General features: G+C 63.4%; 16 protein-coding genes. All 16 read left to right on the top strand.

Annotated elements, in window-relative coordinates; translation table 11 throughout:
* Positions 1-13: 13 nt before the first annotated feature.
* From HPTL_RS07275 to hypE, 16 genes are read left to right on the top strand one after another with little or no spacing between them, the layout of a single operon-like run.
* The gene (locus HPTL_RS07275) at positions 14-1813 is read left to right on the top strand and encodes a nickel-dependent hydrogenase large subunit (protein ID WP_119335391.1); all 1800 of its coding nucleotides are present in this window, start codon (positions 14-16) and stop codon (positions 1811-1813) included.
* A 10-nt stretch (positions 1814-1823) separates the two neighbouring features.
* On the top strand, positions 1824-2528 hold the full coding sequence (gene cybH / locus HPTL_RS07270) for a Ni/Fe-hydrogenase, b-type cytochrome subunit (RefSeq protein ID WP_119335390.1): 705 nt from the start codon (positions 1824-1826) through the stop codon (positions 2526-2528).
* Between the two features lie 5 nt (positions 2529-2533).
* Positions 2534-3169, top strand: a complete 636-nt coding sequence (locus HPTL_RS07265) for a HyaD/HybD family hydrogenase maturation endopeptidase (RefSeq protein WP_197713630.1) — start codon at positions 2534-2536, stop codon at positions 3167-3169.
* 2 nt (positions 3170-3171) lie between these two features.
* Positions 3172-3477: a HypC/HybG/HupF family hydrogenase formation chaperone gene (locus tag HPTL_RS07260; protein ID WP_119335389.1), complete on the top strand. Its 306-nt coding sequence runs from the start codon at positions 3172-3174 to the stop codon at positions 3475-3477.
* The gene (locus tag HPTL_RS07255) at positions 3474-3905 is read left to right on the top strand and encodes a thioredoxin domain-containing protein (protein WP_119335388.1); all 432 of its coding nucleotides are present in this window, start codon (positions 3474-3476) and stop codon (positions 3903-3905) included. The genes HPTL_RS07260 and HPTL_RS07255 overlap by 4 nt, the downstream gene beginning before the upstream one ends.
* Positions 3902-4765, top strand: a complete 864-nt coding sequence (locus HPTL_RS07250; protein ID WP_170141302.1) for a hydrogenase expression/formation C-terminal domain-containing protein — start codon at positions 3902-3904, stop codon at positions 4763-4765. Before HPTL_RS07255 ends, HPTL_RS07250 begins: the two co-directional genes overlap by 4 nt.
* Positions 4762-4974, top strand: coding sequence for a rubredoxin (locus tag HPTL_RS07245; protein WP_119335386.1), 213 nt, complete (start codon positions 4762-4764; stop codon positions 4972-4974). Before HPTL_RS07250 ends, HPTL_RS07245 begins: the two co-directional genes overlap by 4 nt.
* Positions 4971-5414 carry a [NiFe]-hydrogenase assembly chaperone HybE gene (hybE, locus tag HPTL_RS07240; RefSeq protein ID WP_170141301.1) on the top strand — a complete coding sequence of 148 codons (444 nt, stop codon included), beginning with the start codon at positions 4971-4973 and terminating at the stop codon, positions 5412-5414. Before HPTL_RS07245 ends, hybE begins: the two co-directional genes overlap by 4 nt.
* 23 nt (positions 5415-5437) lie before the next feature.
* A complete protein-coding gene (locus HPTL_RS07235; RefSeq protein WP_231999972.1) occupies positions 5438-6214 on the top strand; it encodes a hypothetical protein in 777 nt (258 codons plus the stop codon).
* A complete protein-coding gene (hypA, locus tag HPTL_RS07230) occupies positions 6207-6548 on the top strand; it encodes a hydrogenase maturation nickel metallochaperone HypA (protein WP_119335383.1) in 342 nt (113 codons plus the stop codon). Before HPTL_RS07235 ends, hypA begins: the two co-directional genes overlap by 8 nt.
* 12 nt (positions 6549-6560) lie before the next feature.
* Positions 6561-7520, top strand: coding sequence for a hydrogenase nickel incorporation protein HypB (gene hypB / locus HPTL_RS07225; RefSeq protein ID WP_119335382.1), 960 nt, complete (start codon positions 6561-6563; stop codon positions 7518-7520).
* Positions 7505-10000, top strand: a complete 2496-nt coding sequence (gene hypF, locus HPTL_RS07220; RefSeq protein ID WP_231999971.1) for a carbamoyltransferase HypF — start codon at positions 7505-7507, stop codon at positions 9998-10000. Before hypB ends, hypF begins: the two co-directional genes overlap by 16 nt.
* A complete protein-coding gene (locus HPTL_RS07215) occupies positions 9957-10181 on the top strand; it encodes a HypC/HybG/HupF family hydrogenase formation chaperone (protein ID WP_119335380.1) in 225 nt (74 codons plus the stop codon). The genes hypF and HPTL_RS07215 overlap by 44 nt, the downstream gene beginning before the upstream one ends.
* A complete protein-coding gene (hypD, locus tag HPTL_RS07210; protein WP_231999970.1) occupies positions 10178-11341 on the top strand; it encodes a hydrogenase formation protein HypD in 1164 nt (387 codons plus the stop codon). The genes HPTL_RS07215 and hypD overlap by 4 nt, the downstream gene beginning before the upstream one ends.
* The gene (locus HPTL_RS07205; RefSeq protein WP_119335378.1) at positions 11341-13065 is read left to right on the top strand and encodes an enoyl-CoA hydratase-related protein; all 1725 of its coding nucleotides are present in this window, start codon (positions 11341-11343) and stop codon (positions 13063-13065) included. Before hypD ends, HPTL_RS07205 begins: the two co-directional genes overlap by 1 nt.
* Positions 13065-14114 (top strand): hydrogenase expression/formation protein HypE, encoded by a 1050-nt coding sequence (gene hypE, locus HPTL_RS07200; RefSeq protein WP_119335377.1) that lies wholly within the window; start codon positions 13065-13067, stop codon positions 14112-14114. The genes HPTL_RS07205 and hypE overlap by 1 nt, the downstream gene beginning before the upstream one ends.
* Positions 14115-14135: the final 21 nt, after the last annotated feature.

Here is a 14135-nt window from a genome sequence, read left to right as displayed (position 1 = left end):
GGGAGGAGGATCAATGGCACAGATGACAACCCCTCAAGGTTTTCAGTTGAACGACGCGGGGCGGCGCATCGTCGTCGATCCCGTGACCCGTATCGAAGGCCATATGCGGGTCGAGGTCAATATCGACGACAACGGTGTGATCCGTAACGCGGTCTCGACCGGGACGATGTGGCGCGGACTCGAGGTGATCCTCAAAGGGCGTGATCCGCGCGATGCGTGGGCATTCACCGAACGAATCTGCGGAGTCTGTACCGGCACCCATGCGCTGACCTCGGTGCGGGCAGTAGAAGATGCGCTGGGCATTCAGATTCCGGAGAACGCGAATACGATTCGCAATCTGATGCAGCTCAACCTCCAGGTGCATGACGACCTGGTCCATTTCTACCACCTGCACGCGCTCGACTGGGTCGATGTCGTTTCCGCACTTTCTGCCGATCCGAAAGTCACTTCCGAGATCGCGCAGAAGATCTCTTCATGGCCGCTCTCGTCGCCCGGTTATTTCCGCGATATTCAAACGCGGCTGAAGCGGTTCGTGGAATCGGGCCAGTTGGGGCCGTTCATGAACGGCTATTGGGGGCACCCTGCGTACCGTTTGCCGCCTGAGGTGAACCTCTTGGCGGTGGCGCACTACCTGGAGGCGCTCGACTTCCAGAAAGAGATCGTCAAGATCCATACGATCTTCGGCGGCAAAAACCCGCACCCCAACTGGCTCGTCGGCGGGGTTCCGTGCGCGATCAACCTCGAACAGAGCGGTGCGGTGGGCGCGGTCAATATGGAACGGCTCAATTTGGTGCAATCGATCATCGATCGGGTCGCGGAGTTCATCGAAAAAGTCTACGTCCCAGATCTCTTGGCGATCGCGTCGTTTTACAAGGATTGGTTGTACGGCGGTGGGTTGTCGTCGAAAAACCTCCTTTCCTACGGCGACATTCCCGTCCGCGCCAACGACACGCGCACAGAGAATCTGCAATTGCCGCGTGGCGCGATCGTCAATGGCGATTTCACCAAGATCCATTCGGTCGATCTGCGGGATCCGGAGGAGATCCAAGAGTTCGTCGCCCACAGTTGGTACACCTATCCCGACGAATCGAAAGGGCTGCACCCGTGGGATGGGGTCACGGAGCACAAGTTCGAGCTTGGGCCGCGTACGAAAGGGTCACGCACCAGAATCGAACAGATCGACGAGAGCGGGAAATATTCGTGGATCAAGTCACCGCGCTGGCGCGGCAACCCGATGGAGGTGGGGCCACTTGCGCGGATGGTTCTTGGGTATCTGCAGCCGAAGCAGTACCCGGAGATCCACGGTTTGGTCGAGATGGCGTTGAAACAGCTCGACCTGCCCGTGCAGGCGATCTTCTCGACGCTGGGCCGTACCGCAGCGCGAGGGTTGGAAGCGCTCTATTGCGCCCGTTTGCAGCAGCGCGAATTCGCCAAGTTGATGGCCAACCTGAAAGCGGGCGATCTGACGACGGCCAACGTCGAAAAATGGGATCCGAGCACTTGGCCGCGTGAAGCGAAAGGGGTCGGGTTCACCGAAGCACCACGCGGCGCTTTGGGCCACTGGATCCGCATTCGCGACGGCAAGATCGAAAACTATCAGTGCGTGGTCCCCACCACTTGGAACGGCGGCCCCCGCGATCCCAAAGGGCAGATCGGGGCGTTCGAAGCGTCGTTGCTCGATACGCCGATGCTCAAGCCGGAAGAGCCGCTCGAGATCTTGCGCACGCTCCATTCGTTCGATCCCTGCTTGGCCTGTTCGACCCACGTGATCAGTCCGGACGACCGCGAATTGACGCGCGTAACCGTGCGCTAGGAGGTGTGCGATGTTGGCGAACGAAGATCAGCTCGAGATCGAACGGCGCGGCCGTGCGGTCAAGAGTGTCTATGTCTATGAAGCGCCGGTTCGGTTGTGGCACTGGATCAACGCCGCTGCGATCACGGTGCTGGCGGTGACGGGGTATTTCATCGGGTTGCCGTTGCCCTCTGTCCCAGGAGAAGCGGCCCACAATTTCCTGATGGGATACCTCCGTTTCGCCCATTTCGCGGCTGGCTACGTACTCGCCGTGGGGTTGCTGGGGCGAATCTACTGGGCGTTCGTCGGCAACCACCATGCGCATCAACTCTTCATTCTTCCCGTGTGGAAGCAGGCGTGGTGGCAGGAGGTCTTCTACGAGCTGCGCTGGTACCTCTTCTTGGAACGGCTGCCGAAAAAGTACGTCGGTCACAACCCACTGGCGCAATTGATGATGTTCTTTTTCTTCTTCCTGCTCGCGCTCTTCATGATCACCACCGGTTTTGCGCTTTATAGCGAGGGCGCAGGGCATGGGCACTGGAGCGACACGCTCTTTGGATGGGTGATTCCCGCGTTCGGTGGTTCCTTGCAGGTCCACATGCTGCACCGCATGGGGATGTGGCTGATGGTGATTTTCGTACTGCTCCATGTCTATGCAGCGATCCGCGAAGACATCATGAGCCGTCAATCGCTCATCTCGACAATGGTCAGCGGCTGGCGGATGTACAAGGAGTGACCGCGATGATGGGTGGCGACGAGCGGTACGGTGCGCTGGTTCTCGGGATCGGCAACGTCCTCTGGGCTGACGAAGGCTTTGGGGTGCGTTGCATCGAACATCTGCTGGCCCATTGGCAGTTACCGGACGCGGTGCTGGCGATGGACGGCGGTACCCAGGGGCTGTACCTCCTGCCTTACGTGCAACAAGCGGACCGGCTGCTCGTCTTCGACGCGGTCGATTTCGGTGATCGGCCGGGGACGTTGCGTGTCGCGGTTGGCGACGAAGTGCCGCGTTTTCTGGGCGCACACAAGATGAGTCTGCACCAGGCCGGCTTTCAAGAGGTGCTCTTTGCTGCCGAGATGACCAATGCGTTTCCTCGTGCGGTCGTGCTCGTCGGTGTCCAACCTGCGGAGCTGGAAGACTACGGCGGGAGTCTCACCCCGGCGGTCAAAGCGCAGGTACCGGTTGCGGTCGAGAGCGGGTTGGCGTGGTTGCGGCGGTGGGGGTTCCACCCGACGCCGCGCACGTTGCCCGATGCCCCGCTGCCGTTCGACCCTGCACTGGCGCTTGTGCCGTACGAAGCGGGGCGTCCGTCGCCCGACGCGGCGTGCCGCTTCGGTGATGAGCGCTTCCTTGGGTTCGCAATGAGAAGGGGCTGACGATGTGTCTGGGTGTCCCGATGCAGGTGGTCGAATCCCAGGGGTGGCGGGCGCTCTGTCGAGGGGACGATGGTGCCACCGCATGGATCGATTGCGTGCTCGTCGGACCGCAACCGCCGGGTACGTGGTTGCTGACCCACCTAGGGGTGGCTCGCGAAATCCTCGATCCTATCCGCGCGGAACAGATCCGAGACGCATTGGCGGCGCTTGCCGCGGCGGAAGCAGGAACGGCGTTCGACCCGCTCGCCTTTTTCCCCGACCTCGATCGTGAGCCGGAACTTCCCGATTTTCTCAGAGAGACACGATGATGCACGAGACGTTGTTACCCGCGTTCGACGCCCGCGCGAAATTGGCCAAGGTCTTGGCCCGATTGGAAAAAAACGGCGTGCCCGTCGTGACGAACACGACGACGCAATGGCCAACGGGGCTTTGCTGGGTATTGCTCACGGGCGACCCGACGAAACAGCCCGAAGTGTTCGATGCCTGCGTGATCGTACCGGAAGTGCTTTCCGACTGTTTCGGCGTGATTGCAGTGCCGCTGTGGATCGTTGCTCCCGAAGGCGTGGCGCGCTGGCAACGGGAATGGAGCATTTTGCGGCTCCCTGCGCTCGTTCTGTGTCGGGACGGCACCCCTGAATATCGGATCGAAGGGCTACGTGACTGGCGTAGCTATTGCGACGAAGTCGCAGCCGCATGGCGCGCGGTCAGCGCAGTAGCCGAAGGAGAGACGCGATGATTCCAAATCCCAATGTGTCGCGCAAACCCTTCCCGTTGCCGGTCGTCGCGCTCGGTCCGGGTACGCAGAACGACGACGCACCTGAGTTTCCCCAGTTTCCTAAGGAGATGCACACCTTTACGGCACCGCACGGCTGGATGTTGCGCGAAACGGGGTGTTCCGAGGCCGCAGTGGCTTGGCTCGAACGCTTTTTCCAAGCGATCGCGCAATGCCCGGAGGGTCCGGTAGTCGCCGCGGTAGACGAATTGAGCGAACCCCAACGGCGCTGGATCGAAGACGCGTTCGGGGTTGGAGAGGTAGTGGCACAGACCGCGGCACCGTTTTCACTTCGGGTACGCGAGTCGGCGTTTCCGGGTATCTGGCATGAGGTCGTCCTGGGGGCGGATGGGGCGGTGGTGCGCGACGAATGGCGCTATGCGCCCTATTCGGCGAAACTCGTGGACGCGATGTCGGCAACGTCGCATGACGTGTGCACGCCGCCGCAAGCGCCCACCGGGGTGATGAACGGACCTGCGCTCGTCGAAGAACTGCGCCATTGGGCCGGCAAAGGGACGATGGGGCGCGCCGTCCATGTGCTGAACCTGACGTTGTTGCCGCTGACGCCAGCCGATCTGCAGATGCTCAACGACTGGTTGGGGCCGCCGATGGTGGCGATTGCGATCCGGAGCTACGGGCAGTGCCGCGTGGCGAGTACGCGTTTGCGTGATGTCTGGCGGGTGCAGTATTTCAACAGTATGGACGCGTTGATCCTCGATACCATTGAAGTGACGCGGTTGCCCGAGGTGGTGCGTGCGGCACCAGAGGATTTGGCGCTCACCCGTTCGCGGCTGGCCGACTATCTGGCGGAGCTGGCACGATGAACGCGCAGCCGATCTTCGAAGGGAGTTTCCGCGACGCCCCCCCAGACGCCGTGCTCGAATGCGGTGTCTGCTGGTGGCGCTACGAACCGGAATGGGGTGACCCCGAACATGGCATTGCGCCAGGTACTGCGTTTTCGGCCTTGCCAGAGACGTGGAGCTGCCCGCAATGCCAGGCGCCGAAACACAAATTCATGGTAACCCGTTCGTGACGATTTGGCCCGCGTCCCCCCACGCAGCGTTACAGAGCGCGTGGCACGAGACGGCAAAGCGCATGGCCGATCTGCCGCTCTGTAACCCGGCTCTTTCGGTCGAGGTTTTGGCGCCGCGCCAGTCGCCTGCGATCGATAACCATTGGCTCACCGTGGTGATCGCCCCTTGGACGGTGAGTCTCGTGATTCTGCCAGCGCATCCGCGCTGGCCCGAAACACCGCTCGGGGAGCGTTACGCTTGGCGCTTTCCGTCAGGGATCTACGAATTCCTGGTTGCCGAGATGGCGGGGGTGGGTCGCTACCATACTTGCTCACTCTTTTCCCCGCCCTCGGAGTTCGGCGCGCAGCACGAAGCGCGAATGACCGCGTGGGCCGTGCTCGCAGCGCTGGAACGGCCAGCCTTGTCGCTGCCGGAACCAGAACGGATCGGGCAATCATGACAGCGGTTGGGTGTTTTCGAGTTGTGATTACTTGGTACGCAGCGACGCAGAAGGTACAGATCCTTTCGACCCAGCTTTCCCGTCCGGCCGTGACCGATCGCTTTCAGGGGCAGTCACCAGAAGCGGTCGAACAGTGGGTAGCGCTTCTTTATGGCGTCTGTCGGGAAGCACAGCGGTTTGCAGCCCGGTTGGCGCTGGCATTGGGCGTGGAAGACGACAAAGCAGCGGAACGGGTTTGGCAGGAGGCGATGCGCGAACATCTGCTCCACTGCCTGCAGCGCTGGCCGGAAACGATCGGCGAAACCGCCGATCTGACTGCGCTGCGGGAGTGGCAGAGTGAGGTGGCACACCAGTCGGAAGCAGTGCGCAGTGCGTGGGTCGAAACGCGGCTGGCACCGATCGTCTTGCCGTTCGTGCGCTACTGGGAAGCAGCCGTTCCGGCGCTTGGGGCGGCGATGCGGGCGCGATGGACTCGGATTCAACGCGATTTGGGGTTTCCGCGGGAAGCAGTGCGCGGCTGGTTGAACCTGCGTGTCGAGCGGCGAAATGGCGAAAACCAGGTGACGGTGAATACGGCTCGCGGCGAACTCACGCACCGCGCCGTGGTCTGTGACGGGCGCGTGATCCGTTATGCGATCGAAGCGCCCACCGATCGGCTCTGCGCCGAGGGCGCTCGGCTACGCGAATGGGTTGAAACGGTTCCTTGCGCCACTTTGGTGGCGGCAGAACGGTTGGGCCGTGCGGCGGTGGTCGCGCTCGACCCCTGTGTGCCGTACCGTTTGGAGGTACACGATGCATGAGATGGCGCTCGCCGAAAGCGTGGTTCGGCTTGCCGAAGAGACAGCCACCGCGGAAGGCGCGCGGCGCATTCGTTCGGTGATTGTGGAGATTGGTGCGCTTTCGTGCGTCGAACCCGAGGCGCTCACCTTCTGCTTCGACGCGGTGAGCCGTGGTACGCTTGCCGAAGGCGCCGAATTACGCATCGAGCGGATCGATGGTGCCGCCTACTGCTGGCGGTGCGAACGGACGGTTCCGATTGCTGCGCGCACCGATCCGTGCCCCGAATGCGGCGGTTACCAGTTACAACCCACTGCCGGTACCGAAATGCGGGTACAGGCGATCGAGATCGAATGAGGAGAGCGGACGATGTGCACCGTATGCGGCTGTGGCTCAGCCACGATCGAACCCCATCACCACGACCACGAACCGGACCACGGTCATTCTCACGACTACCATCACCATCACCATCACCACCACGACCACGACCATCATCCCCATTACCACCACCACGACCACCATCACCACGACCACCACCATCCGCATTATGCCCATTCGCACGCCCATCCCCATGACAAGGCTCCGGCTCAGCACGTAACGAGCGTCGAAGGACGGATCGATTTCGGCGTCGGACCGGCGCGCGCCCATGCGCCGGGCATGAGCCAAACGCGCATGGTGCAAATCGAGCAGGACATTCTGAGTCATAACAACCGCTTCGCGGAAGCGAACCGCCGTTTCTTTGCCGAGCGGCGCATCCTCGCCCTCAATTTCGTTTCGAGCCCAGGGTCGGGCAAGACGACGCTGCTGGTCAAAACGATCGAAATGCTCAAAGCGCGCTACCCGCTTGCGGTGATCGAAGGGGATCAGCAGACGAGCCACGATGCCGAACGGATCCGCGCGACCGGAATTCCAGCGATCCAGATCAACACCGGAAAGGGATGCCATCTGGACGCGCACCAGGTGGGCCATGCGCTCGAAGCGCTCCATCCCCCGGAAGGGGCGATCCTGTTGATCGAAAACGTCGGCAATCTCGTCTGCCCGGCGGCGTTCGACTTGGGCGAACACGCGAAGGTGGCGTTGCTTTCGGTGACCGAAGGAGAGGACAAACCGCTCAAATACCCCGACATCTTCGCCGTCTCCGACGTGATGGTGTTGAACAAGATCGACCTTTTGCCTTACGTCCCGTTCGACGTCGCACAAGCGAGCGACTACGCGGTCCGTGTGCGTCCAGGGATCGAAACGCTGCTCGTCTCGGCGCGAACCGGGGAAGGGTTCGACCAGTGGTTGGCGTGGATCGAAAGGCGTTACGCCGCGTGCGTCGCTTCCTGATCCGCGGGCGCGTGCAAGGGGTGGGGTTCCGCCCCTTCGTCGCCCGCTTGGCCAACGCGCTCGGTGTTGCGGGGTGGGTGCGCAACGTCGGCTGGGGCGTCGAGGTCGCGGTCACGGACGGTGACGTCACGCGTTTCCTGGAACGACTCCGCGCCGAAGCGCCTACTTCTGCACGTATCGACGCGATCGAGATCTGCCCCGACCCCCCCGAACGGTTTGCGGAACTGGTCCAACGGACGGCTGAGGAAGGCAAACGGACATTCGTCATCTTGCCCAACGGGGGGGATAGCGGATTGGCGCTCGCGCCCGACCGTGCGGTCTGCCGCGACTGTGTCGCCGAGCTCTGCGACCCCAACGACCGACGCTGGCGTTATCCGTTCGTGGCATGCACCGCGTGTGGGCCACGCTACACGGTGAGCACCGCGCTTCCGTACGCGCGGGCCGCGACGACATTGACCGCCTTTCCCCTCTGTCCCGAATGTCAGCGGGAATTCGACGACCCGACGAACCGCCGCTTTCACGCCGAGACCACCGCGTGCCCGGTGTGTGGGCCGCAGTTGCGCTTCCTCGATCGCAGCGGTCAACCGGTTCCAGGAGATCCGATCGCGTCGGCGCTGGCGTGTGTACAAGCAGGTGGCATCGTCGCACTCAAAGGGCTTGGCGGATTTCAATTGGTGTGCGACGCGCGCGCACCGGAGGTGGTCGCGACGTTGCGGGCGCGCAAACGGCGGCCCACAAAGCCGTTGGCGGTGATGGGGCTCAACGCTGCGTCGCTTGCCGAATGGGTCGAGTGGACGGAGGCAGAACGGCGGGTGTTCGAAAGCGCGGAAGCCCCAATCGTGCTGACTGCGATTCGGCGCGATCTGGATACCGCGGCGAATGCGGCGCTCGGCGCTTTGGCCCCCGGGTTGGCGTGGCTTGGGGTGATGCGCCCAACCACACCGCTGCATCTCCTGTTGTGGCACGAAGCCGCAGGACGACCCGTCGGTACGGATTGGCTCGACGAACCGCATCCGCTTTTTTTGGTCATGACGAGCGGCAACCGAAGCGGCGCGCCGCTCGCGGCCGACGACTGCGAAGCGTTTGCGGCATTGGCCGACTGTGTGGACGGCTTTTTGACGCATGACCGTCCGATCGCGCAACGGGCAGACGATTCGGTGGTGCGCACACGCCGTGACGGCAAGCTGATCCTCATCCGCCGCGCGCGGGGTTTCGTGCCCGAAGCGGTCGCGCTCGGGGGCGTAGAGGCGGACGAACCGGGGGTGGCGCTTGGCAGCGATCTCAAACTGGCTGCGGCATTCGTCGTTTCTGACAAAGCCTACTTGACCCCTTATCTGGGCGAATTGACCAATCGAGACACCTTCGACCATGCGTGGCGCACATTGACCCATTGGCGCGGGTGGCTGGGCGTGACACCGCGCTGGATTGCCCATGATACCCACCCCGACGCCCTTTCCCGACGCCTTGCCGAGCAGCTCGCGGCAGAGTGGCAAGCGCAGTGCATTCCGGTCTGGCACCATCCGGCGCACCTTGCGGCGGTGATTGCCGAAACCACGCTGGAAACCGCAGGGCCTTGGGTGGGGTGGTCCCTCGATGGTTTTGGTTGGGGCGAAGGGGGCGAAGCGTGGGGGGGGGAACTGCTGCAATTTGACGCGTGCGGACAGTGGCGGCGGCTCGACCATTTTCCGCTGCTTCCGCTGCCGGGAGGGGATCGCGCCGCACGAGAGCCGTGGCGGCTTGCGGTTGCGGTGTTGGCGTGCGCAACGGGGGAGGAAGCCGTGCTGCACGGATGGTGGGCACGGCGCGCCGCACATGCGCAGGCGCTCGGTATCCGTTGGCCGCAGATTACCGAGGTCGAACGACTGTGGCGCTGGCTCCGTTCGTGCCCCAACGGGTCGATCGGGACCACGTCGAGCGTAGGGCGCTGGTTCGACGCCGTTTCGGCGCTTTTGGGGCTGTGTGCATATAACACGTTCGAAGGGGAGGCAGCGTTGCGGCTCGAGAGCGCAGCGGCGCGGGCGTTCGACGCCGAGTGTGCGCCGAGTTTCACGCGACTGCCCGCCACCGAAGGGAAGCACCATGGGGAACCCGAAACCGATTGGCACGGGTGGTGGTCGTGGGTGGCAAGCGTTGCCCACGCGGTGGCCATACCTGAGTGGGCCGCAGCGTTTCACCACGTCATTGCCGAAACGCTCGTGGCGCGCGCGCGTCCGCACCTGACCGACCCCATCCTTTTGGGCGGAGGCGGGTGTTGGCAAAACCGCCTACTCATCGACGCCACTGCGGCGGCTTGTGCGCGCTACGGTGTGACGTTACGGTTGGCGCAGCAACTTCCGGCAAATGACGGTGGCATTGCGCTTGGCCAAGCATGGTTGGTCCTGGCCGCTCGGTGCGCGATGACCGCCTCCCAAAGGTCCAGCAGAGAGGAAACAAGCGATGTGTCTGGCAATACCCGCAGAAGTGGTTGCGCTTTTGCCTGACGGGCAGGCAGAAGTGGTGGTCGGCGGAACGAAACAGGTGGTGAGCACCGCGCTTTTGGATGAGGTGGCCGTGGGCGATTACGTGATCGTCCATGTCGGTTTCGCTTTGACCCGGCTCGATCCCGAAGAGGCGCAACGCACCCTTGCGCTGATGGCTGAGTGGCAGACGGGAGCGGCATGATGGCGGGCCTTCGCTTCATCCGTGAGTTTCGCGATCCCAAGCTGGCGCAATCGCTTGCTCGGCAGATCGCCGCCGAGGTCGATCCGAACCGCACCTACCGGTTCATGGAGTTTTGCGGTGGCCATACCCATGCGATCGCGCGCTACGGCATTCCGGCGCTGTTGCCCCCCAACCTGCGGATGATCCACGGTCCGGGCTGTCCCGTCTGTGTATTGCCTCCGGGACGCGTGGCGCAAGCGATTGCGATCGCGGAACAGCCGAATGTGACGCTGTGCGCCTATGGCGACGTGTTGCGCGTCCCGGCCCGGAAAGGAGAATCGCTCTTGGCGGCGAAGGCACAGGGAGCGGACGTGCGCATGGTCGGCTCCGCATTGGAAGCGGTGGCGTTGGCCGAAGCCAACCCGCAACGCGAGGTGGTCTTCTTCGCGATCGGTTTCGAGACGACCACGCCGCCTACCGCAGCGGCGATCTTGACCGCGCAGGCCAAAGGACTACGGAATTTCTCGGTGCTCTGTTGCCACGTGCTGACCCCGTCGGCGATTATGAGCATCCTCGAGTCGAGCGAGGCGCGGCGCTGGGGAAGCGCGCAACTCGACGGTTTCGTCGGCCCCGCGCACGTCTCCGTCGTCATCGGTTCGCGTCCTTACGAATTTTTCGCGGAAGAGTACCAAAAGCCGGTCGTGATCGCTGGGTTCGAGCCGCTCGACGTGCTGCACGCGCTGCTGCTTTTGGTGCGTCAGGTCAATGAGGGGCGTGCGGCAGTCGAAAACCAATATACCCGCGCGGTGACGCGCGACGGGAACCGCAAAGCGCAGGCGCTGGTGGCGCAGGTCTTCGAATTGCGGAAAACCTTCGCGTGGCGAGGTTTGGGGGTATTGCCCTATTCCGCATTGCGTATCCGCGCAGGATTTTCCGAGTTCGACGCCGAAGCACGCTTTGCGATCCCGGCACCGGAAATCTCCGATCACCCGGCGTGTGAATGCGGGGCGATCCTGCGCGGTCACAAATCGCCGCGGGATTGCAAGCTCTTTGCCAAGGCCTGTACGCCGGAAACGCCGCTTGGTTCGTGCATGGTTTCGTCCGAAGGGGCGTGCGCGGCGTACTACCACTACGGTCGCTTCCAGGAGCGCAGCGCCGCAGTCGAAGCCGAGGAGGTGTGATGCGTATCCTGCTTTTGGTCCATGCGTTCAACAGCTTGAGTCAGCGGATCCACGCCGAATTGCGCCGTGACGGTCACGAGGTGAGCGTCGAGTTCGACATCAGCGACGCAGTGACCGAAGAGGCGGTGGCGCTCTGGCAACCGGAAGTGATCGTCGCGCCGTTCCTCAAACGTAAAGTACCGGAAACAGTGTGGCGGCAGGTGCCGACGCTGATCGTCCATCCCGGACCACCGGGCGACCGAGGGCCAAACGCGCTCGACCACGCGATCCTGCGCGGGGAACCCACGTGGGGTGTGACGGTGCTTCAAGCCGTGGCCGAATACGACGCCGGGCCGATCTGGGCGTACCGCACCTTCGCGATGCGGCCGGCGCGCAAAGCCGATCTCTACCGTCGTGAGGTCACGGAGGCGGCGGTGGACGCGGTTCGCGAGGCATTGGCGCGGCTGGCGCGGGGCGAAGTGCCGGAACCGGCCCCAAGAGGCGTTTTTCGTCCGGCATTGACCGCGGCACAGCGCACGATCGATTGGGCATCGACGACGACAGAAGCCATTCTGCGGCTCGCGAACGCTTCCGACGGCGCGCCGGGCGTGGTCGCGCCGCTTCTGGGGAAACGCTGTCGTCTCTTCGACTTGCATCCGGAAGCGGAAGCGCATCGTGCCGAGCCGGGTATGGTGATCGGACGGCGTGACGAAGCGCTGTTGGTCGCGACCCGCGACGGGGCGGTCTGGGTCGGTCAGGTGCGGCAAGAAGGGGGGGTGAAGCTGCCCGCGCTGGTTGCGTTCCCCGAGGCCGCGGCGTATCCGGAGATTCCGGGGAATGGTTATTGGGAAGCGTCCCAGCCGACTTGGCAGGAGATCGCCTACCGTGAAACCGGGGCGGTCGGGTTCTTGACGTTCCGGTTCTATAACGGCGCGATGAGTACTCCGCAGTGTCAGCGGCTCTTGGCTGCGTTGCGGTGGGCGTTTGCCCGCCCGACACGGGTTTTGGTATTGGCTGGAGGAACCGGTTTCTGGAGCAACGGGATCCACCTCCACGTGATCGAAGCAGCGGAGCGCCCCGCCGACGCGTCGATGGCCAATATCGAAGCGATCGACGATGTCGCGGAAGCCTTGATTCGCCATTCGGGACAGATCACCGTTGCGGCACTGGAAGGGAACGCAGCGGCAGGCGGCTGTTTTCTCGCGCGTGCGTGCGATTTCGTCTGGGTCCGTCAGGGCGTGGTGCTCAATCCGCATTACAAAAACATGGGCAATCTCTACGGTTCGGAATTTTGGACCTACCTCTTGCCCAAGCGGCTGGGCGATGCGGGGACTGCGCAACTGATGGCGCATCGCTTGCCTATCTTGGGTGAAGAGGCGGTTGCGCTCGGGTTTTACGACGCGGTGCTTCCCAGTGACGGTTTCGCGGCTTCGGTGCGGCAAGAGGCGCAGCGGCTGGCAGACGATGCCGCAGCGGTTACTGCCTTCCTTGCCCGCAAAGCCGCTTTGCGTGCGGCCGACGAAGCCGTGCGCCCGCTTGCGGAATATCGCCGCCACGAACTCGAAGCGATGGCGAACAATTTCTATGGGTTCGACCCCGCGTACCATGTGGCGCGCTACCATTTCGTCCATCGCACGCCCCACTCTTGGACCCCGCTCCACCTTGCGCGTCATCGGCAGGTGGGCTATCGACGCGAAGGTGCACCGAATCGTGCGCAGCGGCAATCGCTCTTCATGGAGGTGTAATGGCCAGACGACCTTTCGGAACCCCGCTCGACATCGCCAATGGCGTGGTGTCGCTTGCCCATGGCGCAGGTGGCCGGGCAACGGCGCAATTGATCGATGCGCTTTTTGCGCGCCATTGGCACAACGAATGGCTGGCGCAGCAAGAGGACGCCACCGTGCTCCCGGCGCTTGCCGAAGGGATGGTGCCGGTGGTGAGCACCGATCTGCATGTGGTCACGCCGCTCTTCTTCCCTGGGGGCGACATTGGGACACTGGCGGTGAATGGCACCGTCAATGATCTGGCGGTGCGCGGCGCGACCCCGAAGTACCTCACCATTGGTGTGCTGCTCGAAGAGGGTTTGCCCTTGGCGACGCTCGAGCGGGTGGTGCAAAACGTTGCGGCGGCGGCCGCAGCGGCGGGGGTGGCGATCGTTGCGGGCGACACCAAAGTGGTCGAACGGGGTAAAGGGGATGGGCTCTATCTGGCGGTGACGGGTGTGGGCGTTGCGCCAGCAACCCAAACGTGGGGTGCGCGCGCGATCCAGCCGGGCGACCACGTTCTGGTTTCCGGTACCCTGGGGGATCATGGGATCGCGATCATGGCGGCCCGCCAAGCGGTACCGTTGGCGACACCGGTCGAATCGGACTGTGCCGCGCTCACCCCGTTGATTGCCGCGATGCGCGAAACGGGTGCGCCGATCCGTGCGATGCGGGATCTGACGCGGGGCGGGCTGGCGGCTGCCGCAAACGAAATGGCGCAGGTCGCAAACGTTGGGATGGTGTTCGAAGAGGCAGCGATTCCGGTGCGGGACGAAGTCGCTGGTGCGTGTGAATTCCTGGGGATCGAACCGTGGCATTTGGCCAACGAAGGGATAGTGCTCGTCGTCTGTCCGCCAGAGGCGAGCGAGCCGCTTTTGGCAGCAATGCGCGCCCATCCCCTGGGACGCAATGCGGCGCGGATCGGTACGGTGGTGGCCGATGAACACGCATTCGTCCAGCTGCGCACCCCGTTTGGCGGGATGCGGCTCCTCGATTGGCTGCACGCCGATCCGCTGCCGCGCATTTGCTGACGCCCACTCAGTATAATCGCC

The sequence above is a fragment of the Hydrogenophilus thermoluteolus genome, assembly GCF_003574215.1.
In the GTDB taxonomy this organism is placed as follows: domain Bacteria; phylum Pseudomonadota; class Gammaproteobacteria; order Burkholderiales; family Rhodocyclaceae; genus Hydrogenophilus; species Hydrogenophilus thermoluteolus.
Note: the sequence above shows the minus strand (reverse complement) of the source record. Positions and strands in the feature narration are given on the sequence as shown.